Here is a 22,585-nt window from a genome sequence, read left to right on the forward strand (position 1 = left end):
CGTCACCCGGAGATCGGCGGTTTGCTGACGTTCGGCATCCCGGCGTTCAAACTGGAAAAGTCGGTGATGACTACCCGCCGTGAAATTTTCACCGGCATGGGCATTGAGTTCCAACTGAACACCGAAGTCGGCAAAGACATCATGATGGAGGCGTTGCTGGCGGAGTATGACGCGGTGTTCCTCGGCGTCGGCACCTATCAGTCGATGCGCGGTGGCCTGGAGAATGAGGATGCGCCGGGCGTGTACGATGCGCTGCCGTTCCTGATTGCCAATACCAAGCAGCTGATGGGCTTCGAAGCGCAGCCGGACGAGCCTTACATCAACATGGAAGGCAAACGCGTGGTGGTGCTGGGCGGTGGCGATACGGCGATGGACTGCGTGCGTACTTCCATCCGTCAGGGCGCATCGCATGTGACCTGTGCCTACCGTCGTGATGAAGAGAACATGCCGGGCTCACGCCGCGAAGTGAAAAACGCGCGTGAAGAGGGTGTGGAGTTCAAATTCAACGTGCAGCCACTGAGCATTGTGCTGGATAGCCAGGGCCGGGTGTGCGGCGTGAAGATGGTACGTACCCAATTGGGTGCAGCCGATGCGGCCGGGCGTCGCCGGGCTGAAATGGTGCCGGGCTCCGAGCATACGATGGACGCCGACGCCGTGGTGATGGCATTTGGTTTCCGCCCGCATAAAATGGAATGGCTGGCGGCGCACGATGTGGAGCTGGATAACCAGGGCCGCATCGTGGCACCGGAAGCGGTCGAGAACGCGTTCCAGACCAGCAACCCGAAAATCTTCGCCGGTGGCGATGCGGTGCGCGGCTCTGATCTGGTGGTCACGGCGATTGCTGAAGGCCGGAAAGCGGCCGACGGCATCATGAACTACCTGGAAGTCTAAGCGGCGTTCTTTACCGCGTACTCATCCGATAAGGGGCCTTTGCGGCCCCTTTTTTATTGCGCTCGTGTCAGCGCCATAAAAAAAACCCCGCCGGAGCGGGGCTTTTTGAGGCGTGTGCGTAGTTACTTCACGACCCGCAGGGCCGGGCGGCCGCCACGTGGCGGTTGCGGCGGCTCGTCATCCGAATCATTGCTGTTATCGGGACGGTCGCCGTCAATCACAGACATGGTCGGTTCAGGCGCGGCACCCTCTTCTCCAGGCGCTTCAAACATGCCTTCTTCTTCGTAGGCAGGTTCCGGCTCGAACATCGTACCGGCCCCGTTTTCACGGGCATAGATTGCCAGCACAGCGGCAATCGGGACATTCACCTGACGCGGCACACCCCCGAAGCGGGCATTAAAACGGACGTCGTCCGTGCCCAACTCCAGATTCCCTACCGCGCGCGGCGCAATGTTCAGCACGATTTGGCCATCACGGGCAAACTCCATCGGTACCATAACACCTGGGCGCGTGACATCCACTACCAGGTGCGGCGTCAGCTGGTTGTCGAGCAACCAGTCATAGAACGCACGCAACAGGTACGGACGACGCGGAGACATGTGCGACATCTCCATCTGAATTAACCCCGAGTATGTAAACGCATTTCGCGTTCAGCTTCAGTCAGCGACGCCAGGAAGGCATCACGCTCAAAGACGCGGGTCATGTACCCTTTCAGCTCTTTGGAGCCCGCGCCGGTAAGTTCAATACCCAGTTGCGGCAAACGCCACAGCAGCGGTGCCAGGTAGCAATCCACCAGGCTGAATTCGTCACTTAAGAAGAAAGGTTTTAACGTAAAGACGGGCGCGATTTCAATCAGTGCTTCACGCAGCTGTTTACGGGCTGCTTCTGCTTCCTGGCCGCTGCTCTGTTCGATTTTGTACATCAGCGAATACCAGTCTTTTTCAATGCGGCGCATCCACAGGCGGCTTTCACCACGCGCCACCGGGTAAACCGGCATCAGCGGCGGATGCGGGAAACGCTCATCCAGGTATTCCATGATAATGCGGGATTCATACAGCGTCAGTTCACGATCAACCAGAGTTGGGACAGATTGATAAGGGTTGAGGTCAATCAGATCCTGCGGCAGATTTCCCATATCTACCTGCTCGATCTCGACACTGACACCTTTTTCCGCCAGTACGATACGTACTTGATGGCTAAAGATGTCGGTCGGGCCAGAGAACAGCGTCATTACCGAACGTTTGTTGGCAGCGACAGCCATGTAAACCTCCAAGTTTATCTAGAAAACAGTGCGAATAGCCAACGATCAGGCTGCTATCCTGAATCATGCATCGCCAGCCAGCAGCCTCGCAGACCAGCCTGAAGAACAGGCGATCCTCAGGGCAAAGAACCAACAAAACTGCTCGGCGCTCGGGCGCAAAAGTGTTGTTAGTTTACCAGATTTTGCCTGTTTTGTGGCGGGGCAACGGTGATTTCGGCGTGAATTGTATGTCAACCGGCAAATAAGGATAGGAATGGCCGGTTTGCGGGCATAAAAAAACCCGGTGAGACACCGGGTTTTTGACGTTGTTTCTGCGCTGCGTAAGCAGCCAGAAATTAACGCTTGGAGAACTGAGGACGACGACGTGCTTTACGCAGGCCGACTTTCTTACGTTCAACCTGACGCGCGTCACGGGTAACGAAGCCAGCTTTACGCAGCTCCCCACGCAGAGACTCGTCATATTCCATCAGTGCACGGGTGATACCGTGACGGATAGCACCAGCTTGACCGGAGATACCACCACCTTTAACGGTGATGTACAGGTCAAATTTGCCAACCATGTCGACCAGTTCCAGCGGCTGACGAACTACCATGCGGGCAGTTTCGCGACCGAAGTACTGTTCCAGGCTACGCTGGTTAATTACGATGTTACCACTGCCCGGCTTGATGAAAACGCGAGCGGCGGAGCTTTTGCGGCGACCAGTGCCGTAGTATTGATTTTCAGCCATTGCCTATAATCCCGATTAAATGTCAAGAACTTGCGGTTGCTGTGCCGCGTGATTGTGCTCGTTACCCGCGTAAACTTTCAGTTTACGGTACATAGCACGACCCAGCGGGCCCTTCGGCAGCATGCCTTTAACCGCGATCTCAATCACACGCTCAGGACGGCGGGCAATCATCTCTTCAAAGGTCGCTTGTTTGATACCACCGATGTGGCCGGTGTGATGGTAATAAATCTTGTCATTACGCTTGTTGCCGGTTACAGCAACTTTCTCAGCGTTCAGAACGATGATGTAATCACCGGTATCAACGTGCGGAGTGTATTCCGCTTTATGCTTGCCACGCAGACGGCGAGCCAGTTCAGTGGCCAGGCGACCCAAGGTCTTGCCGCTTGCGTCAACTACGAACCAGTCACGCTGTACTGTTTCCGGTTTAGCTGTAAAAGTTTTCATTAAAAGCTTACCCAATTTAAGTTACACGTTGGCGAACACCCAAACGCTTAATTAACAGTGTTGGAGGTTCACACGACCATCAAGTCCAGCAAACCTACCCCTTCGAATAGCCTATGCCGGCACTAATAAAGTTTCGGGAAAAAAACTTTGTTGTAACGTGGGGTCGCAAGATTATAGAGAAGTCACCTGCAAAGATCGACTGCTTTTTTGGCGTAAATGCATAAATTCTGCCCGCCGGCCGGCGGGCAGAGCAACGGCCGCGATCAGGGCAGATGCGGCAGGCGCAGATACTCTTCGCTCTGCATCTCCTGCAGGCGTGACAGGCAGCGCTGGTACTCAAATTTCAGCCGGTCGCCGCGGTAGATGTCATGCATCCCCGCCTCGGCCGACACCACCAGTTTCACATGACGCTCGTAGAACTCATCCACCAGCGCCAGGAAGCGGCGGGCGGCATTTTCGTTGTTGGCACCCATGACCTGCACATTATGCACCAGCACCGTGTGGTAGAGCGTCGAGAGCGCGATGTAGTCGAGCTGGCTGCGCGCCTCTTCGCACAGGGTGTGGAAGTCGATCGCCACCACGCCCTCAGCCTCCTTCAGCACCGGCAGCGGCCGGTGGTTAATCTCCAGCACCCGGCCCGGGTCACCCGGTTTGCCGGCCAGGCGGGCAAACATGCTGCCGAGCTGGTCGTCTGCCGCATGCCCCAGCGGCGAGAGCCAGAGGTTGGCCTGGGTCAGGGTACGCAGGCGGTAGTCGATCCCGGCATCAACGTTCATTACCTGACAGTGGGCGTTGATAAGGTCGATGGCGGGCAGGAAGCGCTGGCGTTGCAGGCCGTTGCGGTAGAGCTGGTCCGGCGGGATGTTGGAGGTGGCGATAAGCGTGATGCCGCGCGCAAACAGCGCCTGCAACAGGGTCGCCAGCAGCATGGCGTCCGTAATGTCAGAGACGAAAAACTCATCGAAACAGAGCACATCGGTTTCAGCCTTGAAGCGGTCTGCCACCGTGTCCAGCGGGTTCTCCTGCCCCTGCAACTGCGTGAGCTGTTCATGCACCCGCAGCATAAAACGGTGGAAGTGCAGCCGCATTTTCCGCTCGCCCGGCAGGCTGTGGAAGAACATATCCATCAGCCAGGTTTTGCCGCGCCCCACGCCCCCCCACATGTACAGCCCCTGTACCGGCTGCTGCGGGGCCGGTTTTTTCCCCATCAACCGGGCAAACAAACCACCGGATGCGCGGGGTGCCTCTGTTTTTTGCGCAATCAGCGCATGGTAGATGGCATCAAGTTGCGTGACGGCCTGACGCTGCACGTCATCCGGTTGATAATCCCCGGCGTCCAGCGCCTGGTGATAGCGTGCAAGGGGCGTAATGGATTGCATGTTTTTCGACGTTCCGTGAGAAAAAAGTTATGGGTGTTTCACCGCGCTTCGGAGCCTGATCCCCCCGATTTCGCTGCAATTGCCTGCTGTGCCGGTCATGAAAAATCCGTCTTCCCTCAGGTTCAGACCCGTCAGGATTCCACTGAGACAAGGTTAACGGTTATAGTGAGTATTATTAAGTGAAAAAGTTAAGTGAAAAAGCCCTACTGGACAACGAGAGTAACATAGGAGTCATTATGACCTGGGAGTATGCACTTATTGGTTTGGTCGCCGGCCTGATTATCGGCGCGCTGGCGATGCGTTTCGGCAACCGTAAATTGCGGCAGCAACAGGTACTGCAAACCGAACTGGAAAAAAGTAAAACCGAGCTGGAAGAGTACCGCCAGGAGCTGGTCAGCCACTTCGCACGCAGTGCGGAACTGCTGGATAACATGGCGACAGACTATCGCCAGCTTTATCAGCACATGGCGAAAAGCTCCAACAACCTGCTGCCGGACATGCCGACGCAGGACAACCCGTTCCGTTACCGCCTGACGGAAGCCGAGGCGGATAACGACCAGGCACCGGTAGAGATGCCGCGCGACTACTCCGACAGCGCCTCCGGCCTGTTGCGGGGTGACCGCCCGCGCCGTAACTGATTCTCTGCACGCCGGCAGCCCCCTGCTGCCGGCCCTCCCTTCCCTCACGACCCGTCAATTTCGCACGTCAGACATGACAACCGAAAATCAGTCCCTTATTGTTAAAAGATACCCTGTTGATTGCACAAATATGTCACCACTGAGACATCATCGCGTAACAGGTGATTTTCTTTCTTAGCGTTTTTTGCCGCAGGTTGCGGGAGAGCCCACCGATGAAGATAAAATTATTATCCACTGCCCTGAGCCTCGCCATTGCCCTTGGCCTGTCCATGCCGCAGGCGGGTGCGTCTGCGCTGCCGGTCGCCGTAGACGGGCAGCCGCTGCCAAGCCTGGCCCCGATGCTGGCGAAAGTGTTACCGGCCGTGGTCAGCGTGCATGTGTATGGCACGCAGGTTGAACATCAGCGCCTGCCGGAAGAGTACAAATATTTCTTTGGCCCGAACGGCCCCTCAGACAATGAAAGCGTTACCCCGTTTGAAGGCCTGGGCTCCGGCGTGATTATCGACGCGGCCAAAGGCTATGTGCTGACCAATAACCATGTGGTCAACGATGCTGAAAAGATCCAGGTGCAGCTGAACGATGGGCGCGAATATGACGCCAGACTGCTTGGCAAAGATGAGCAGACCGATATCGCCCTGCTGCAACTGAACAACCCGAAAAACCTGACCGCTATCCGGATGGCGGACTCCGATCAGCTGCGGGTCGGGGATTTTGCCATCGCGGTCGGCAACCCCTTCGGCCTCGGCCAGACAGCCACCTCGGGCATCATCTCTGCATTGGGGCGCAGCGGCCTGAACCTCGAGGGGCTGGAAAACTTCATCCAGACGGACGCCTCAATTAACCGCGGCAACTCCGGCGGGGCGCTGATTAACCTGAACGGTGAGCTGATCGGCATCAACACCGCGATTCTGGCCCCAGGCGGCGGCAGCATCGGCATCGGTTTCGCCATTCCCAGCAACATGGCGCAGAACCTCAGTAAGCAGTTGATTGAGTTCGGGGAAGTGAAGCGCGGCATGATCGGCATCAAAGGCAGCGAGATGAACGCCGATATGGCCAAAGCCTTTAAGCTGGATGCCCAGCGCGGTGCCTTTGTTAACGAGGTGCTGCCGGACTCCGCCGCCGCCAAAGCCGGCATCAAGGCGGGCGATGTGCTGGTCTCCCTGGATGGCCGGGCCATCGAGAGCTTCGCTGAATTGCGCGCCAAAGTGGGCACCACCGGGCCGGGCAAAACCGTGAAAATTGGGCTGTTGCGTGCCGGCAAAGCGATGGAAGTCAACGTGACGCTGCAAACCAGCACTGAAATCGCGTCTGCCCTGCCGCTCTCCCCGGCCCTGCAAGGTGCGGCGATGAGCGATGGCGCGACCGAGGCCGGTGACAAAGGCATCGCGCTGGTGAGCGTGGAACCCGCTTCGCCCGCCGCGGCTATCGGCCTGCAAAAGGGTGATGTGATCATCGGGGTTAACCGTGAGCGCACCCGTAACCTGACGGAACTGCGCAAAGTGCTGGATGCCAAACCGCAGCTGGTCGCGTTGAACGTGGTACGCGGCACTGACAATATCTATTTGTTGTTGCGTTAATTTCCGTTAAAAGTGGGCACGGCGCGCTGCCGTGCCCTAAAACTTCATGCTATCCTCGCCCCCATTCTCTCCCCCTGATGACCTGAGCCGATGCTTGCTAAGTTACTGCGTTCCATTGTTCTGGGCTTAATTGTCGCCGGTATTTTGCTGTTCGCTTTGCCGACCTTGCGGCTGCCCATGGCTGAATCTTTGTTTCCGGCGCAATTCAGCGGCGATGATGAGCAGCCCCTCAGTTATAACAAAGGGGTGCGCCACGCTGCCCCGGCGGTGGTCAACGTCTATAACCGCAGTATGGGCACCTCGTCCCATAATGAGCTGGAGATCCGTACCCTCGGCTCCGGCGTCATCATGAATGACAAAGGTTATATCCTGACCAACAAGCATGTGATCAATGATGCTGAGCAGATCATTGTGGCGTTGCAGGATGGCCGGGTGTTTGAGGCGCTGCTGGTAGGGTCTGACAGCCTGACCGATCTGGCGGTGCTGAAAATTGACGCCGCCGCCCTGCCGTCCATCCCGATCAATACCCATCGCGTCCCGCGCGTCGGGGATGTGGTGATGGCGATCGGCAACCCCTACAACCTCGGCCAGACGATTACCCAGGGCATCATCAGCGCCACCGGGCGCATCGGCCTCAGCCCGTCGGGGCGGCAGAACTTCCTGCAAACTGACGCCTCCATCAACCGCGGCAACTCCGGCGGCGCACTGGTGAATACGCTGGGTGAGCTGGTCGGCATCAACACCCTCTCTTTCGACAAAAGCAACGACGGCGAAACGCCGGAAGGCATCGGGTTTGCCATCCCGACCGCGCTGGCGACCAAAGTCATGGAGAAACTGATCCGCGACGGCCGCGTGATCCGGGGTTATATCGGCATCGGCGGCCGGGAAATCAGCCCGATGCACACGCCGAACAGCGGCCTGGATCGCATCCAGGGCATTGTGGTGAATGAAGTGACGCCGGGCGGCCCGGCTACCAAAGCGGGGATGCAGGTGAATGACGTGATTGTGAGCCTGAACCACAAACCGGCCCTCTCCGCGATTGAAACCATGGATCAGGTGGCGGAAATCCGCCCCGGCTCGGTGATCCCGGTGGAGATTATGCGCAACGGCAACAAACAGACGCTCCAGGTCACGATTCAGGAGTATCCGGCCCAGTAAGCGATGCGGCGCCATAAAAAAAGCCGGCCAGGTTTCCCTGTGCCGGCTTTTTTGTTGCCGTCTGGCGGAGGCTTACGCCTGCTCGCCGCTGATGCGTTCGATGTTGGCACCCAGCGCGCGCAATTTGTCTTCAATGCGCTCATAACCACGATCGATGTGGTAGATGCGATCCACCACCGTGGTGCCTTCCGCGATGCACCCTGCCAGCACCAGGCTGGCGGAGGCGCGCAGATCGGTCGCCATCACCTGTGCGCCCGACAGCTGCGCGACGCCGTGGCAAATCACGGTGTTGCTTTCGATTTCCGCGTGCGCGCCCATGCGGATCAACTCCGGCACATGCATGAAGCGGTTTTCGAAGATGGTTTCCGTGATCACGCCGGTGCCTTCTGCCACCAGGTTCAGCAGGCTGAATTGCGCCTGCATGTCGGTCGGGAAGCCTGGGTGCGGCGCGGTGCGGATGTTAACGCCTTTCGGGCGCTGGCCGTGCATGTCCAGGCTAATCCAGTCTTCACCGACTTCAATATCCGCCCCGGCTTCACGCAGTTTTGCCAGCACCGCGTCCAGCGTGTCCGGGCGCGTTTCGCGGCAGACCACTTTGCCGCCGGAGATCGCCGCCGCCACCAGGAAGGTGCCGGTTTCGATGCGGTCCGGCAGCACGCGGTAGACGCCGCCGCCCAGGCGTTCCACGCCCTGGATGGTGATCTTGTCGGTGCCTGCGCCGCTGATTTTCGCGCCCAGCGCATTCAGGAAGCCCGCCGTATCGACGATTTCCGGCTCACGCGCGGCGTTTTCAATGATGGTGGTGCCTTCTGCCAGCGTTGCGGCGCTCATGATGGTCACGGTCGCGCCAACGCTGACCTTGTCCATCACGATATGCGCGCCCTTCAGGCGGCCTTCCACCGAGGCTTTCACATAGCCCTCTTCCAGCTTGATCTCCGCGCCGAGCTGCTCCAGGCCGGTGATGTGCAGGTCAACCGGGCGCGCACCGATGGCGCAACCGCCCGGCAGGGAGACCTGACCACGGCCGAAACGTGCCACCAGCGGGCCAAGCGCCCAGATGGAGGCACGCATGGTTTTCACCAGATCGTAGGGCGCGGTGAACTCGTTCACGCCGCTGGCATCGACAAACACCGAGCCGTTGCGCTCGATTTTGGTGCCGAGCTGGCTCAGCAGCTTCAGGGTGGTGTCGATGTCTTTCAGGTGGGGAACGTTTTGGATCTCTACCGGCTCTTCAGCCAGCAGGGCGGCAAAGAGGATCGGCAAGGCGGCATTTTTGGCCCCGGAGATGGTCACTTCGCCACTCAAACGGGTACGGCCCTGCACACGAAATTTATCCATTATGACAGCTCTCAGTGTTTAACTTTATAAGGATCGCAAAGGGCGGAACGGGCGCGGGCGTCCGGCGTCAGAAGCCGTTCAGCAGGCGGTCGCGCTTCCACTCTTCCGGCGTAAAGGCTTTGATTGACAGGGCATGGATGCGATTGTCGGCGATGTACTCCATCAGCGGGGCGTACACGGTCTGCTGCTTTTTCACACGGCTCATGCCGGCGAACTGCTCACCCACCACGATCACCTGGAAATGGCTGCCGTCACCGGTGACATGGGCTTCCTGCAGCGCCAGTGCCTGCATCAGAACATCTTTGATTTCTTGAGTATCCATAGGAGTCGATTCTGTCTAAAAGGGGATCATATCAGCCGACCATCTTAGTTGAATCCGGCGTACTCTTAAACAAAGAAAAAGCCCCTGCAAAGGCTTTCTTACAGGGGCTTTGGGGGTATTCCACTGTAAACCAGCAGAAAATGGCGGCTAAGTCGCCGCATTCACAGGGATTATCTCATCCAGATTGTAAAGCGTAATCAACGTTTCCAGCCGGTCGGTAATGCCGGTCAGCGTCAGCGGCGCACCGCGTTTTTCCGCTTCATCGCGCAGATGCACCAGCATCGCCAGGCCGGTGGAATCCACCCGGCCCAGTTGCGAGAGGTCAAGCACCCGCTTACCGGCCAGCAGCGTGTGGCGCTGCTGCCATAACGGCAGCAGCGTTTCGCGGTCAAGATCCCCTTTCAGCACCAGCGTCTGCGGCAGGGTCTCCCACTGCAACGGTGAGGTGTCGCCCATCATTTCTGCTGGTCGAGGGTGATCGGCTGGGCGGCCGCACTTTTCAGGCGGGCGGTCAGGCCGTCAACGCCCTGCTGGCGCAGGATGTCTGCCCACTCATTCTGCTTGGTGGTGATCATGCTCACCCCTTCGGCGATCATGTCATACGCCTGCCAGTTGCCGGTTTTGCTGTTTTTACGCCATTGGAAATCAAGGCGTACCGGTGGGCGGCCGCCATTGTCCACGATGGTCACGCGGATGGCGATGATGTTCGCATCCCCCAGCGGCTGGTCCGGGGCGATCTGGTAGGTCTGGCCATGGTAGAGCGCCAGCGCCTGGCCATACGCCTGTGCCAGGTAGTCTTCAAACGCCTTGAAATAGGCCTCGCGCTGCGCCGGGGTCGCGTCTTTGTAGTAGCGGCCCAGCACCAGCGCACCGGCATATTTCACCTGCACGTAGGGCAACAGCTCCTGGCGCACAACTTCACGCAGGTAGTTCGGATCCTGCTTGATTTTCGGCTGCTCGTTTTTCAGGCGGGTGAAGGTTTTCTGCGCCGCCTCTTCCATGACCCGGTACGGGTTGGTCTGATCTACCGCGTTTGCCAGCGGGGCCACCACCAGTAACGCCACCATCAATAAACGTTTAAACATGCAGGTTTCCTCTTAATTGCTGGGCGCAGCAGGCGCAGCAGCCGGAGCCGCTGCCTCCGCACCCGGTTTGGCGGCGTCATTGCCACCGCTTTTGTACAGGAACTGGCCGATCAGGTCTTCCAGCACCATGGCAGATTTCGTGTCCTGGATTGTGCCGCCCTCTTTCAGGATAGCAGTGCCCATGTCCGGGTCTTCAAACCCGACGTTGAGCGCCAGATACTGCTCCCCCAGTAGGCCGGAGGTGCGGATCGCCAGCGAGCTGGTGTCCGGGATCTGGTTATAGGTTTCGTCGATGTCCATCGCCACACGCGGCGAATAGCCTTTGTCGAGGGTGATGTCTGCCACCCGGCCGACCACCACGCCGCCGATTTTCACCGGCGAGCTGGCCTTCAGCCCGCCGATGTTGTCAAAGGTGGCGTAGATCCGGTACGTCGGCGTAGTACGCATCGACGTAATGTTTGCCACTTTCAGGCAGAGGAATAAGATCGCGCCCAGCGCAATCAGCATGAATACCCCAACCCAGATTTCACTCTTTTTCGTTTGCATTATCAGTTCCCAAACATCAGTGCCGTCAGCACAAAATCCAATCCCAGCACCGCCAATGACGAGTGCACCACGGTACGGGTCGTTGCCCGGCTGATCCCTTGTGAGGTCGGTACCGCATCGTACCCGTTGAACAGCGCAATCCAGGTCACGGTAATGGCGAAGACCAGGCTTTTAATCAGGCAGTTAACCAGATCCTGCCGCCAGTCAACGGCGTTTTGCATCGCTGACCAGAAGAAGCCGCTGTCGATGCCTTTCCAGTCCACGCCCACCAGCGAGCCGCCCCAGATGCCGACCGCGACGAAAATCGCCGTCAGCAGCGGCATGCTGATAAGCCCCGCCCAGAAGCGCGGTGCCACTACCCGCCGCAGCGGGTCGATCGCCATCATCTCCATGCTGGAGAGCTGCTCGGTGGCCTTCATCAGGCCGATTTCCGCCGTCAGGGCAGATCCGGCACGCCCGGCGAACAGCAAGGCGGTCACTACCGGCCCCAGCTCACGCAGCAGCGACAACGCCACCATCATGCCTAAGCTGCTTTCGGCGCTGTAAGTAGTGAGGATCAGGTACCCCTGCAACCCCAGCACCATGCCGATAAACAGCCCCGACACCGCAATGATCAGCAGCGACATCACGCCGACGCTGTAAAGCTGTTTCACCAGCAGCGGCCCATGTTTGCGCGGCTGGGGTACCCCCGCCAGCGCCCCGAACATCATCAGCCCGGCGCGCCCAAAGGAAAGGCACAACGAAATTCCATGGCGTCCTAATGACGCCAGCGCACGAATAAACATCAGTGTATTGACTCCCTCATCCTAGCAGCCCGGCTTTGTAATCACCGGCAGGGAAACGGAACGGCACCGGCCCGTCGGCGATGCCGTCGAGGAACTGGCGCACACGGGGGTCGGTATTGGTTTGCAGCTCGGCCGGGGTTCCTTCCGCCACCACACGCTGCTCCGCCACAATATAGGCATAATCGGCGATGCTCAGCACTTCCGGCACATCGTGCGAGACTACAATGCAGGTAACGCCCAGCGCGTGGTTCAGTTCATCAATCAGCTTCACCAGCACCCCCATGGTGATCGGGTCCTGGCCGACAAACGGCTCATCGAACATGATCAGCATCGGGTCAAGGGCGATGGCGCGCGCCAGGGCAGCCCGCCGTGCCATACCGCCCGAGAGCTCGGAGGGCATCAGTTTCGCTGCCCCGCGCAACCCGACGGCCTCCAGTTTCATCATCACCGTGGTGTGCAGCAGTTCCGGCGGAAGCTGGCTGTGCTCACGCAACGGGAAGGCTACGTTTTCATACACATTGAGATCGGTAAACAGCGCTCCGGACTGGAACAGCATGCTCATTTTCTTGCGCGTCGCGTAGAGTTTGCGGCGTGAGAGGGTGGGAATGTTCTCCCCATCAAACCAGATCTCACCCTCGTCAGGCGCGAGCTGCCCGCCAATCAGGCGCAGCAGCGTGGTTTTACCAATACCGGAGGGGCCCATGATGGCGGTGACTTTGCCGCGCGGCACCGTCATATTGATTTTTTCGAAGATAGGGCGATCGCCGCGCACAAAACTAATGCCTTTGATCTCCACCAGATTCGATGCCTTCTGGTTCATTCTTGCGGTCCCTTTTGGGGTGATTTCGCCGAGACGATACCCCTGATGTTAAAGCAAAGGCGCCAGTGCGCCGTATTTTTACAAAACCTTACTGCTGTTCCCGCTAAACTTGCCCTACGTTTTACTTTTAGGGCCTGCAAGGTCAAAATTAGCGGATAAATCTTAGCGTTATCGCCGGTGCGGGTTCGCGGCCGGCTTTAGTCAGTTTATCATTGATTCGGACAATAGGTTTTGACCTTCTGATTCACCAACGGAACAGGGGATTATACCGAATAAAGGACTCCGCATGCTGCTTGCGACCGTACTATTGATCGTTGGTTTACTTCTCCTATGTTACGCGGCTGATCGTCTGGTGTATGGTGCAGCCGTGCTGGCCCGTGCAATCGGGGTGCCGCCGCTGGTCACCGGCATGACGATTGTGGGCATCGGTATCTCCCTGCCGGAGCTGGTGGTGTCGGCCACGGCGGCGGTGGGCGGCCAGCGCGATCTGGCGATCGGTAACGCCCTGGGTTCCACGATTGTGAATATTTTGCTGATACTCGGCGGCGCGGCACTGATCCACCCGCTGCGGGTGCAGTCGGCGATTTTGCGCCGTGAATTACCGCTGATGCTGGCGATTACCGTGATGTGCGGGTTTGTGCTGTCAGATTTACAGCTCACGCGGCTCGACGGCGTGATCCTGTTGCTGGGGGCCGCCTTCTTCTGCCTGATGTCGCTGAAAATCGCCCGGCTGGCGCAGCGTGAAGGCAGTGACCCGCTGACGGCGGAGCAGATGGCCGAGCTGCCGCAGGACAGCAGCAGCACCGTGGCGGTGCTCTGGCTGGTGCTGGCCTTTATCATGATGCCGCTCTCCGCCGGGATGATTGTGGATAACGCCACGGTAATCGCCCGCTATTTTGGCGTCAGCGAGCTGGTGATTGGCCTGACGGTGATTGCGGTGGGCACCAGCCTGCCGGAGCTGGCCACGCTTGCCGCGGGTGCACTGAAAGGCGAGGATGATATTGCTTTGGGAAATATCATAGGCGCCAATATCTTTAATCTCTGTATAGTGCTCGGCATCCCGGCCCTGATCGCACCCGGCCGCTTTGCACCGGCGGCTTTTCAGCGCGATTACTGGGTGATGCTGGCGGTCAGCGGCGTGCTGGCCGGCCTGTGTCTGATGCGGCGGCACCGCATCGGCCGCCTGGCGGGCGCGCTGTTATTATGCGGTTTTATGGCTTATCTTGCGTGGCTGCTGTGCGTTCCGGCCGGCCCCGCCCTGTAAAACAGTCAGGATATCACCATGGCGAATTTTGAACTCCAACCCGGTTTCAACTTCGAGCAGGCCGGTAAAACCGTGCTGCAGATTGAGCGGGCGGGGCTGGCCCAGCTGGACCAGTACATCAACCATGACTTCACCCGCGCCTGCGAGATGATGTTCTACTGCCCCGGCAAAGTGGTGGTGATGGGCATGGGCAAATCGGGCCACATCGGCCGCAAGCTGGCAGCCACCTTCGCCAGCACCGGCACCCCGGCCTTTTTTGTGCACCCGGCGGAGGCCAGCCACGGCGACCTCGGCATGGTCAGTGCGCAGGACGTGGTGATCGCCCTTTCCAACTCCGGCGAATCCAACGAGATCCTGGCGCTGGTGCCGGTGCTGAAACGGTTGCATGTGCCGCTGATCTGCATGACCGGCAACCCGGAGAGCGCGATGGGCAAAGCGGCTGACATTCACCTCTGCGTGCATGTGCCGCAGGAGGCCTGCCCGCTGGGGCTGGCCCCGACCACCAGCACCACTGCGGCGCTGGTCATGGGGGACGCGCTGGCCGTGGCGTTGCTGGAGGCGCGCGGCTTCACGGCTGAGGATTTCGCCCTCTCCCACCCCGGCGGCGCACTGGGCCGCAAACTGTTGCTGCACGTCAGTGATATTATGCACAGCGGCAGTGAGCTTCCGCATGTCAGCCGGGATGCCTCCCTGCGTGACGCGCTGCTGGAGATCACGCGCAAAAATCTCGGCATGACCGTGATCTGTGACGACCTGATGAAAATCGAAGGCGTCTTCACCGACGGCGACCTGCGCCGCATTATTGATATGGGCATCGACTTCAACCAGGCGCGCATCGCCGATGTGATGACGCCCGGCGGCCTGCGGGTCCGCCCCGGCACCCTGGCGGTGGATGCCCTGAACATCATGCAATCCCGGCATATTACCGCCCTGATGGTTGCCGATGGCGACCAGTTGCTGGGTGTGGTACATATGCATGACATGCTGCGCGCTGGCGTAGTTTAATGAAGGAAAGGGTAAATGAGTGAGACTACAGCAACAGTGAATACCTGCTACGGCCCGGTCAGCGCCGACGTGCTGAACCGCGCGCAGCAGATTCGCCTGCTGATTTGTGATGTGGATGGCGTCATGTCTGATGGCCTGATCTATATGGGTAACCACGGCGAAGAGCTGAAAGCCTTCAACGTGCGTGACGGCTACGGCATCCGCTGCCTGCTGACCTCTGATGTCGAGGTCGCGATTATTACCGGCCGCTCGGCGAAGCTGCTGGAAGACCGTGCCGCCACGCTGGGCATCCGCCACCTTTACCAGGGGCAGTCTGACAAGCTGCTGGCGTTCCGCGAACTGCTGGAGACGCTGGCGCTGCGCGCCGATCAGGTGGCCTATATCGGTGATGATTTGATCGACTGGCCGGTGATGGCGGAAGTCGGGCTGTCTGTGGCCGTGGCCGACGCCCACCCGCTGCTGCTGCCGCGCGCCCACTACACCACCCGCATCAGCGGCGGCAAAGGGGCAGTGCGTGAACTGTGTGACCTGATTCTGCTGGCGCAGGGCAAGCTGGAGGATGCCAGGGGGCTTTCCATATGAGCAGACCAAAACTGTGGCTCACCCTGCTGCTGGGCCTCGCCGCCCTGATCCTGATTGGCCTGAACCTCACGGACAGCGATGATGACGCCGCGCCTGCGGCACTGAACACCCAGGACCCGACCTACCAGAGCCAGCATACCGTGACCGTGGTCTATGATCCGACCGGCAAGCTGAACTACAAACTGGTGGCGGACGAAGTGAAATACTACACCACGGACGAACTGAGCTGGTTCACCACGCCGGTGATGACACTTTATGATGCCAATACCGTGCCGACCTGGTCGGTTCGCGCCGATCGTGCCAAGCTGACCAAAGACCGGATGCTCTACCTGTATGGCCATGTTGAGGTCACCAGCCTGACCGCCACCTCGCAATTACAGCGGATCAACACGGATAATGCCCAGGTAAACCTGGTGACCCAGGATGTCTCCTCGGATGATGAAGTGACCCTGTACGGGGCGGCTTTCACCTCCAAGGGTTTGAAAATGCGCGGCAATTTGCGGAATAAAACAGCACAGCTGATCGAAAAGGTAAACACCTACTATGAAATCCAGAATTCAACCCCCGCTCCGTAACCTGCTGATGGTCAGTTCGCTTCTGGCTGTGAGCGTGCCGGCCTTTGCGCTGAAAGATGACACCAGCCAGCCTATCCATATCGACTCCGCGCAGCAGGCGCTGGACATGGAAGGCAACACCGTGACCTTTACCGGCAATGTGGTCGCCAAACAGGGCAGTATCGAGATCAAAGCCGACAAAGTCGTGGTGATCCGCCCGCAGGGCCAGCAAGGCAAAGAAGTGATTGAAGCCTACGGCAACCCGGTGACGTTCTACCAGTTGCAGGAAAACGGCAAACCGGTGAAGGGCCACTCGCAGAAGATGCGCTATGAACTGGCCAATGACTTCGTCACCCTGACCGGCAACGCCTATCTGGAGCAGCTGGACAGCAATGTGAAGGGTGACCGCATTACCTATCTGGTTCAAAAACAGCAGATGGAGGCCTTCAGTGATGAAGGCAAACGTGTTACCACTGTGTTAATCCCGACGCAGCTCCAGGACAAGGGCAACACGTCCGGCACACAGAAGAAGAGCAACTGATTATTTATGGCCACCTTAATCGCAGAAAAACTCGCCAAATCATACAAAAACCGTAAAGTGGTGGAGGACGTCAGCCTGACGGTCAACTCCGGTGAGATTGTGGGGCTGCTCGGCCCGAACGGGGCCGGCAAGACCACCACCTTCTACATGGTGGTGGGCATTGTGCAGCGCGATGCCGGGCGGATCATCATCGATGATGAGGACATCAGCCTGCTGCCGTTACATGCGCGGGCGCGCCGCGGCATCGGCTACCTGCCGCAGGAAGCCTCGATTTTCCGCCGCCTCAGCGTCTATAACAACCTGATGGCGGTGCTGGAAATCCGGGACGACCTCAGCAGCGAACAGCGCCGCGACCGTGCCGATGAGCTGATGGCAGAGTTCCACATCACCCATCTGCGCGACAGCCTGGGCCAGTCGCTCTCCGGCGGGGAGCGTCGCCGGGTGGAGATCGCCCGTGCGCTGGCCGCCAACCCGAAATTCATCCTGCTGGATGAACCTTTCGCCGGGGTTGACCCGATCTCGGTGATCGACATTAAGAAAATCATTGAACACCTGCGCGACAGCGGTCTTGGCGTGCTGATTACCGACCACAACGTGCGTGAAACCCTCGATGTGTGTGAACGTGCCTATATCGTCAGCCAGGGGCACCTGATTGCCCACGGCTCACCCAGCGATATCCTGGCCGATGAACAGGTAAAACGCGTCTACCTCGGCGAAGAGTTCCGCCTCTGACCGGCCGCTTCCGGCGCCGTTACCCGTAAGGACATTGAATCCATTCTATGAAGCAAGGTTTGCAACTCAGGCTTAGCCAGCAACTGGCCATGACACCCCAGCTCCAGCAGGCCATCCGGCTGCTGCAGCTCTCCACGCTTGAACTGCAGCAGGAGATCCAACTGGCATTAGAGAGCAACCCGCTGCTTGAACAGACGGACATTCACGACGAAATCGACGCCAAAGAGAGCACCGACAGCGAAGCCCTCGACACCCGCGAAGCCCTTGAGCAGAAAGATATGCCCGAGGAGCTGCCGCTGGATGCCACCTGGGATGAGATTTACACCGCCGGCACCCCGTCCGGCACCGGCACCGATTACAGCGATGATGAGCTGCCGGTCTACCAGGGTGAAACCACCCAGACGCTACAGGATTACCTGATGTGGCAGGTGGATCTCACCCCCTTCTCCGACACCGACGCGGCGATCGCCACCTCCATTGTGGATGCGGTGGATGACACCGGCTACCTCACCGCCACGCTGGATGAAATCCTCGAAAGCATGGGTGACGACAACGTCACCATGGACGAGGTGGAAGCGGTGCTGAAACGCGTGCAGCGGTTTGACCCGATCGGCGTGGCCGCGCGTGACCTGCGCGACTGCCTGCTGATCCAGCTCTCGCAGTTTGTGCCCGGCCTGCCCTACCTGGCGGAGGCGAAACTGATTGTCAGCGAACACCTGGATCTGCTGGGCAATCACGATTTCAGGAGCTTAATGCGTTCGACCCGGCTAAAAGAGGATACACTTAAAGGGGCGATGCAGCTGATCCAGTCGCTGGACCCGCGCCCCGGCCAGTCGATCAACACCGGTGAATCGGAGTATGTGATCCCGGATGTGCTGGTGCGCAAACACCAGGGCGTCTGGACGGTGGAGCTGAACGCAGACAGCGTGCCGCGGCTCAAGATTAACCAGCAGTACGCTGCGCTCGGCGGTTCCACCCGCAGCGACAGCGACGGCCAGTTCATCCGCAGCAACCTTCAGGAAGCCAAATGGCTGATCAAGAGCCTGGAAAGCCGCAACGAGACGCTGCTGAAAGTGACGCGCTGCATCGTGGAGCAGCAACAGGCCTTCTTTGAGAAGGGTGAAGAGTACATGAAACCGATGGTGCTGGCGGACATTGCCCAGGCCGTTGATATGCATGAATCCACAATTTCCCGCGTGACCACGCAGAAGTTTCTGCACAGCCCGCGCGGCATTTTTGAATTGAAATATTTCTTCTCAAGCCACGTGAGCACGGACAGCGGCGGCGAGGCGTCTTCTACCGCCATCCGCGCCCTGGTGAAGAAATTAATTGCGGCAGAAAACCCCGCGAAACCTCTGAGTGACAGCAAGCTGGCGACCCTGCTTTCCGATCAGGGCATCATGGTGGCCCGTCGTACTGTTGCAAAATACCGAGAGTCTTTGTCCATCCCGCCGTCGAACCAACGTAAACAACTGGTTTGACCTAAACAGAGAAGGAAGACATTATGCAGCTCAACATCACCGGACACCACGTTGAAATCACTGAGCCCCTGCGCGACTTTGTCACCACGAAATTTGCCAAACTTGAGCAGTTTTTTGACAGAATCAACCAGGTCTATGTGGTTCTCAGCATGGAGAAAGTGCACAAAATTGCCGAAGCAACGGTGCACGTGAATGGAGGCGAGTTGCACGCCACCTCGGAACATGAAGACATGTACGCGGCCATTGACGGCCTGATTGACAAGCTGTCCCGGCAGCTCAATAAACACAAAGACAAGCTAAAACAGCACTGACACTCACTGTAGCCAGTTGCGCTACATCGCCTGACAATCGGCTCGTTGCCCTGCGGTAACGGGCCGATAAGCCTTCAGGCGTGACCCGAGCGCTTAAGTGAAAGATGAGATGATAAACGATACGGTTATGCAGTTAAGCACTGTGCTCAGCGCAGAGTGCACCAAAAGCGGCGTCCACTGCTCCAGCAAGAAACGCGCCCTGGAAATCGTCAGCGAACTGGCCGCCAAACAGCTCAGCCTGCCCCCGCAGGTGGTGTTCGAGGCGGTGCTGACCCGCGAGCGGATGGGCAGTACCGGCATCGGCAGCGGCATCGCGATCCCCCACGGCAAGCTGGAGGAGGATACGCTGCGCGCGGTGGGGGTCTTTATCCGCCTCGATCAGCCGATCCCGTTTGACGCCATCGATAACCAGCCGGTAGATCTGCTGTTTGCCCTGCTGGTGCCGGCTGACCAATGCAAAACCCACTTACATACCCTGTCGCTGGTAGCAAAACGGCTGGCGGACAAAAACGTCTGCCGCCGGTTGCGTGCCGCCCAGAGTGACGAAGAGCTGTACCAGATCATTACCGAATAGCCGGCGGGCCGGGCCCTACTGCCGGCGCCGGTAATTAACATGCCAAGAGTGAATTGCCAGGGGGAGTGACACATGGTGCTGATGATAGTCAGCGGCCGTTCCGGTTCGGGTAAATCTGTTGCCTTGCGCGCGCTTGAAGATATGGGCTTTTACTGCGTCGATAACCTGCCGGTGGTTCTGCTGCCGCAGCTGGCGCATGCCCTGGTAGAGCGCAACACCTCAGCCGCCGTCAGCATTGACGTGCGCAACATGCCGGAAACACCGGAAATCTTTGAGCACGCCATGTCCCAGCTGCCGGAGAGCTTTTCACCGCAACTGCTGTTCCTTGATGCCGACCGCAATACCCTGATCCGCCGTTACAGTGATACCCGCCGCCTGCATCCCCTCTCCGCCCGCAACCTGTCGCTGGAGAGTGCCATTGATGAGGAGAACGAGCTGCTGGAACCGTTGCGCTCACGCGCTGACCTGCTGATCGACACCTCGGAGATGTCAGTGCATGAGCTGGCCGAGATGCTGCGCACCCGCCTGCTGGGCAAACGCGAGCGCGAGCTGACCATGGTGTTTGAGTCCTTTGGCTTCAAGCACGGCATTCCGATTGATGCCGACTACGTGTTTGACGTGCGCTTCCTGCCCAACCCGCACTGGGACCCGAAACTGCGCCCGATGACCGGCCTGGATCGCCCGGTTGCCGCCTTCCTTGACCGGCATACGGAAGTACATAACTTCATCTACCAGACGCGCAGCTACCTTGAACAGTGGCTGCCGATGCTCGAAACCAATAACCGCAGTTACCTCACCGTCGCCATCGGCTGCACCGGCGGCAAGCACCGTTCGGTGTATGTGGCTGAGCAACTGGCGGATTATTTCCGTTCACGCGGGAAGAACGTGCAATCCCGCCATCGCACGCTGGAAAAACGTAAATTATGACGGTGAAACACACGGTGGAGATCAAAAACCGGCTCGGCATGCACGCCCGGCCGGCGATGAAACTGTTTGAGCTGGTGCAGAGCTTCGACGCCGAGGTCATGCTGCGCAATGATGCGGGTATCGAGGCGGAGGCGAGCAGCGTGATCGCCCTGCTGATGCTCGACTCGCCCAAAGGGCAGCGTATCGAGATCGAGGCCACCGGCCCGGACGAAGTCAATGCGCTGAACGCGGTGGTCGAGCTGTTCAACTCCGGCTTCGACGAAGATTAAATCCGGCTCAGGCTTTCGCCGGCGATGGCCTTGAAGCTGGCGAAATCGCGGCTGCCGAGCAACCGGCTGGCCGAGCGCTCACGCACAAAAGTAACGAATAGGTCGTAGATCGCCATCGCCTCCTCATAATCCGCTTTGCTGATCGCCAGCAGGAAAATCACCTGCGCGGTCTCCCCCTGCCCCCAGGCGATGCCCGGCGGGCAGAGCACCGTCACCACCACCGTTTTTTTCGCCTGTAACCCCAGCGCATGCGGCAACGCGATGCCCTCGCCCAGCATGGTAGAGACAATCGCCTCGCGCTCCGTGACCGAGGCGTAGAAATCGCCGTCCACCACCCCTTCCTGCTCCAGCTGGCCGCACACCCGGCGGAACAGCGCCTCCTGGCTCAGCGGCTGGTCGAGGATTAAAAAATGCCCGGCATCAAAGAATTTCTCCAGCATATAGGGGCGGGTGCGATCCACCAGCACCAGCTTGCCGAGCTGCTCCAGCTGAAATTCCGTGGGGAACGGTGACATCACCACCACCGGCTTATTGCGCTCTGCCAGCCGCGCCGTGGAGATCACAAAATCCTCGTCGATCTGGCTGAGCTGCTCATAGTCACGCAGCGTAATAATGCGGGTGATCACCAGGTGCGGGTACTTGCGGCTGACCTGCGCCTGAATCATGCGGATGGTGGAGTTGCCGGTGTCGCACACCAGCAGCACCTGCGGGTGGCGCTGGTAGCCGATGTTGTAGTGCCGCTCCAGCCCGACGCCGATATGCAGCACCAGAAAACCGATCTCATTTTCGCTCAGGCTGTAGGGGGTATATTTTCCCCAGCTGGAGATGGCCGCCAGCGTGACGTCATACGCCATCGGGTAGTGCTGTTTGATGTTGGCCAGCAGCGGGTTCGGGATGGCGATCTGGTATTTCACCCGGGTAATCATGGTCTTGATGTGCGTCAGCAGGTCGGCGCGCAGCTGCTCATCGCCCTGCAAATCATAGTTATAGTGCGCATTGATGTAGGAGAGCAGGTAATCCACCAGCGCCTCTTCATCGTCGGCGTTGATCTCGGTGGGCTGCACCGCCTGGACGCGCCGCGCGGCAATATTCACCCGCAGATACGCCTCCTCGGCCGGGGCGATCTCCTTTCCCGCCCACTGGCGCAGCTGGGCCGCCAGCGCCGAGGAGACCTGCCGCACCGGCTCATCCCCCTCGTCGGCCTGGAAATCGGAGAGCGGGTAGCCGTCACGGATGCGCCGGAGCGCCACAGCGCAGTAGAGCGCCAGATAGTGCTCGCCTTCGTCGGTGAGGCGGATCCCCGCCTGAGATAACCCCTGATGCAGCGCGGCGGCCAGCGCCGGCATCTGCGCCACCGCCAGCACCGTGGGCGA

27 protein-coding genes and 1 pseudogene are annotated in these 22,585 nt (G+C 59.1%); 15 read left to right on the forward strand and 13 right to left on the reverse strand.

Translation table 11 applies throughout. The annotated features are described in order from the left end of the window. Positions 1 to 891: FAD-dependent oxidoreductase (locus CYR55_RS18820; RefSeq protein ID WP_165699630.1), on the forward strand; the 891-nt coding region annotated here is incomplete at its 5' end. Between the two features lie 122 nt (positions 892 to 1,013). Here the strand turns inward: CYR55_RS18820 and sspB are convergent. The 5 genes from sspB to zapE all read right to left on the reverse strand — a co-directional run bounded on the left by sspB (position 1,014) and on the right by zapE (position 4,703). Beyond that, positions 1,014 to 1,505: a ClpXP protease specificity-enhancing factor gene (gene sspB / locus CYR55_RS18825; protein ID WP_072931755.1), complete on the reverse strand. Its 492-nt coding sequence runs from the start codon at positions 1,503 to 1,505 to the stop codon at positions 1,014 to 1,016. A gap of 5 nt (positions 1,506 to 1,510) precedes the next feature. Continuing rightward, on the reverse strand, positions 1,511 to 2,152 hold the full coding sequence (gene sspA / locus CYR55_RS18830; RefSeq protein WP_072931753.1) for a stringent starvation protein SspA: 642 nt from the start codon (positions 2,150 to 2,152) through the stop codon (positions 1,511 to 1,513). Positions 2,153 to 2,487: 335 nt separating this feature from the next. Continuing rightward, positions 2,488 to 2,880, reverse strand: coding sequence for a 30S ribosomal protein S9 (gene rpsI / locus CYR55_RS18835; protein WP_011091939.1), 393 nt, complete (start codon positions 2,878 to 2,880; stop codon positions 2,488 to 2,490). A gap of 15 nt (positions 2,881 to 2,895) precedes the next feature. Further along, entirely contained in the window at positions 2,896 to 3,324 is a 429-nt protein-coding gene (gene rplM, locus CYR55_RS18840) for a 50S ribosomal protein L13 (RefSeq protein ID WP_072931751.1), read from the reverse strand. A gap of 263 nt (positions 3,325 to 3,587) precedes the next feature. Further along, positions 3,588 to 4,703 (reverse strand): cell division protein ZapE, encoded by a 1,116-nt coding sequence (gene zapE, locus CYR55_RS18850; protein ID WP_101817898.1) that lies wholly within the window; start codon positions 4,701 to 4,703, stop codon positions 3,588 to 3,590. A gap of 236 nt (positions 4,704 to 4,939) precedes the next feature. Here zapE and zapG point away from each other — a divergent pair, with 236 nt between their 5' ends. The 3 genes from zapG to degS all read left to right on the forward strand — a co-directional run bounded on the left by zapG (position 4,940) and on the right by degS (position 8,076). Further along, a complete protein-coding gene (zapG, locus tag CYR55_RS18855; protein ID WP_101817899.1) occupies positions 4,940 to 5,341 on the forward strand; it encodes a Z-ring associated protein ZapG in 402 nt (133 codons plus the stop codon). Positions 5,342 to 5,553: 212 nt separating this feature from the next. Further along, positions 5,554 to 6,918, forward strand: a complete 1,365-nt coding sequence (gene degQ / locus CYR55_RS18860; protein ID WP_101817900.1) for a serine endoprotease DegQ — start codon at positions 5,554 to 5,556, stop codon at positions 6,916 to 6,918. Positions 6,919 to 7,008: 90 nt separating this feature from the next. After that, positions 7,009 to 8,076, forward strand: a complete 1,068-nt coding sequence (degS, locus tag CYR55_RS18865; protein ID WP_101817901.1) for an outer membrane-stress sensor serine endopeptidase DegS — start codon at positions 7,009 to 7,011, stop codon at positions 8,074 to 8,076. 72 nt (positions 8,077 to 8,148) lie between these two features. On the opposite strand, the gene murA is transcribed toward degS, so the two are convergent. The 7 genes from murA to mlaF all read right to left on the reverse strand — a co-directional run bounded on the left by murA (position 8,149) and on the right by mlaF (position 12,972). Next, positions 8,149 to 9,414 carry a UDP-N-acetylglucosamine 1-carboxyvinyltransferase gene (gene murA / locus CYR55_RS18870; RefSeq protein WP_101817902.1) on the reverse strand — a complete coding sequence of 422 codons (1,266 nt, stop codon included), beginning with the start codon at positions 9,412 to 9,414 and terminating at the stop codon, positions 8,149 to 8,151. A 67-nt stretch (positions 9,415 to 9,481) separates the two neighbouring features. Then, positions 9,482 to 9,736, reverse strand: coding sequence for a BolA family iron metabolism protein IbaG (gene ibaG / locus CYR55_RS18875; RefSeq protein ID WP_101817903.1), 255 nt, complete (start codon positions 9,734 to 9,736; stop codon positions 9,482 to 9,484). A gap of 147 nt (positions 9,737 to 9,883) precedes the next feature. Continuing rightward, positions 9,884 to 10,192 carry a lipid asymmetry maintenance protein MlaB gene (gene mlaB / locus CYR55_RS18880; protein ID WP_420912741.1) on the reverse strand — a complete coding sequence of 103 codons (309 nt, stop codon included), beginning with the start codon at positions 10,190 to 10,192 and terminating at the stop codon, positions 9,884 to 9,886. After that, positions 10,192 to 10,821, reverse strand: coding sequence for a phospholipid-binding protein MlaC (mlaC, locus tag CYR55_RS18885; protein ID WP_101817905.1), 630 nt, complete (start codon positions 10,819 to 10,821; stop codon positions 10,192 to 10,194). Before mlaC ends, mlaB begins: the two co-directional genes overlap by 1 nt. Positions 10,822 to 10,833: 12 nt before the next feature. Continuing rightward, the gene (mlaD, locus tag CYR55_RS18890; protein ID WP_101817906.1) at positions 10,834 to 11,367 is read right to left on the reverse strand and encodes an outer membrane lipid asymmetry maintenance protein MlaD; all 534 of its coding nucleotides are present in this window, start codon (positions 11,365 to 11,367) and stop codon (positions 10,834 to 10,836) included. Positions 11,368 to 11,369: 2 nt separating this feature from the next. After that, entirely contained in the window at positions 11,370 to 12,152 is a 783-nt protein-coding gene (mlaE, locus tag CYR55_RS18895) for a lipid asymmetry maintenance ABC transporter permease subunit MlaE (RefSeq protein WP_072931721.1), read from the reverse strand. Positions 12,153 to 12,168: 16 nt separating this feature from the next. Then, positions 12,169 to 12,972 (reverse strand): phospholipid ABC transporter ATP-binding protein MlaF, encoded by an 804-nt coding sequence (mlaF, locus tag CYR55_RS18900; protein WP_101817907.1) that lies wholly within the window; start codon positions 12,970 to 12,972, stop codon positions 12,169 to 12,171. 286 nt (positions 12,973 to 13,258) lie between these two features. Here mlaF and CYR55_RS18905 point away from each other — a divergent pair, with 286 nt between their 5' ends. The 11 genes from CYR55_RS18905 (at position 13,259) to npr (ending at position 21,212) form a co-directional block, all read left to right on the forward strand. Then, the gene (locus CYR55_RS18905) at positions 13,259 to 14,236 is read left to right on the forward strand and encodes a calcium/sodium antiporter (protein ID WP_101817908.1); all 978 of its coding nucleotides are present in this window, start codon (positions 13,259 to 13,261) and stop codon (positions 14,234 to 14,236) included. A gap of 18 nt (positions 14,237 to 14,254) precedes the next feature. Beyond that, positions 14,255 to 15,241, forward strand: coding sequence for an arabinose-5-phosphate isomerase KdsD (kdsD, locus tag CYR55_RS18910; protein ID WP_101817909.1), 987 nt, complete (start codon positions 14,255 to 14,257; stop codon positions 15,239 to 15,241). A 15-nt stretch (positions 15,242 to 15,256) separates the two neighbouring features. After that, positions 15,257 to 15,823, forward strand: coding sequence for a 3-deoxy-manno-octulosonate-8-phosphatase KdsC (kdsC, locus tag CYR55_RS18915; protein ID WP_101817910.1), 567 nt, complete (start codon positions 15,257 to 15,259; stop codon positions 15,821 to 15,823). After that, positions 15,820 to 16,398, forward strand: a complete 579-nt coding sequence (gene lptC / locus CYR55_RS18920; protein WP_101817911.1) for an LPS export ABC transporter periplasmic protein LptC — start codon at positions 15,820 to 15,822, stop codon at positions 16,396 to 16,398. The genes kdsC and lptC overlap by 4 nt, the downstream gene beginning before the upstream one ends. Further along, on the forward strand, positions 16,367 to 16,918 hold the full coding sequence (gene lptA, locus CYR55_RS18925; RefSeq protein WP_101817912.1) for a lipopolysaccharide ABC transporter substrate-binding protein LptA: 552 nt from the start codon (positions 16,367 to 16,369) through the stop codon (positions 16,916 to 16,918). The genes lptC and lptA overlap by 32 nt, the downstream gene beginning before the upstream one ends. 6 nt (positions 16,919 to 16,924) lie before the next feature. Continuing rightward, complete coding sequence (lptB, locus tag CYR55_RS18930; RefSeq protein WP_101817913.1) at positions 16,925 to 17,650, forward strand: LPS export ABC transporter ATP-binding protein; 726 nt, start codon at positions 16,925 to 16,927, stop codon at positions 17,648 to 17,650. 47 nt (positions 17,651 to 17,697) lie between these two features. Further along, on the forward strand, positions 17,698 to 19,131 hold the full coding sequence (rpoN, locus tag CYR55_RS18935; RefSeq protein WP_101817914.1) for an RNA polymerase factor sigma-54: 1,434 nt from the start codon (positions 17,698 to 17,700) through the stop codon (positions 19,129 to 19,131). A gap of 23 nt (positions 19,132 to 19,154) precedes the next feature. Continuing rightward, the gene (hpf, locus tag CYR55_RS18940) at positions 19,155 to 19,442 is read left to right on the forward strand and encodes a ribosome hibernation promoting factor (RefSeq protein ID WP_072931703.1); all 288 of its coding nucleotides are present in this window, start codon (positions 19,155 to 19,157) and stop codon (positions 19,440 to 19,442) included. A 97-nt stretch (positions 19,443 to 19,539) separates the two neighbouring features. Continuing rightward, complete coding sequence (gene ptsN / locus CYR55_RS18945) at positions 19,540 to 20,016, forward strand: PTS IIA-like nitrogen regulatory protein PtsN (RefSeq protein WP_175558180.1); 477 nt, start codon at positions 19,540 to 19,542, stop codon at positions 20,014 to 20,016. A gap of 72 nt (positions 20,017 to 20,088) precedes the next feature. Next, on the forward strand, positions 20,089 to 20,943 hold the full coding sequence (gene rapZ / locus CYR55_RS18950) for an RNase adapter RapZ (RefSeq protein ID WP_072931701.1): 855 nt from the start codon (positions 20,089 to 20,091) through the stop codon (positions 20,941 to 20,943). Beyond that, on the forward strand, positions 20,940 to 21,212 hold the full coding sequence (gene npr / locus CYR55_RS18955; RefSeq protein WP_101817915.1) for a PTS phosphocarrier protein NPr: 273 nt from the start codon (positions 20,940 to 20,942) through the stop codon (positions 21,210 to 21,212). Before rapZ ends, npr begins: the two co-directional genes overlap by 4 nt. Here npr and CYR55_RS18960 read toward each other — a convergent pair. Next, positions 21,209 to 22,519: pseudogene (locus CYR55_RS18960) on the reverse strand (BglG family transcription antiterminator); the annotation flags it as partial. The gene npr and the pseudogene CYR55_RS18960 sit on opposite strands and share 4 nt — an antisense overlap. Positions 22,520 to 22,585: the final 66 nt, after the last annotated feature.

The organism is Chimaeribacter californicus (assembly GCF_002858675.1).
Classification (GTDB): Bacteria; Pseudomonadota; Gammaproteobacteria; order Enterobacterales; family Enterobacteriaceae; genus Chimaeribacter; species Chimaeribacter californicus.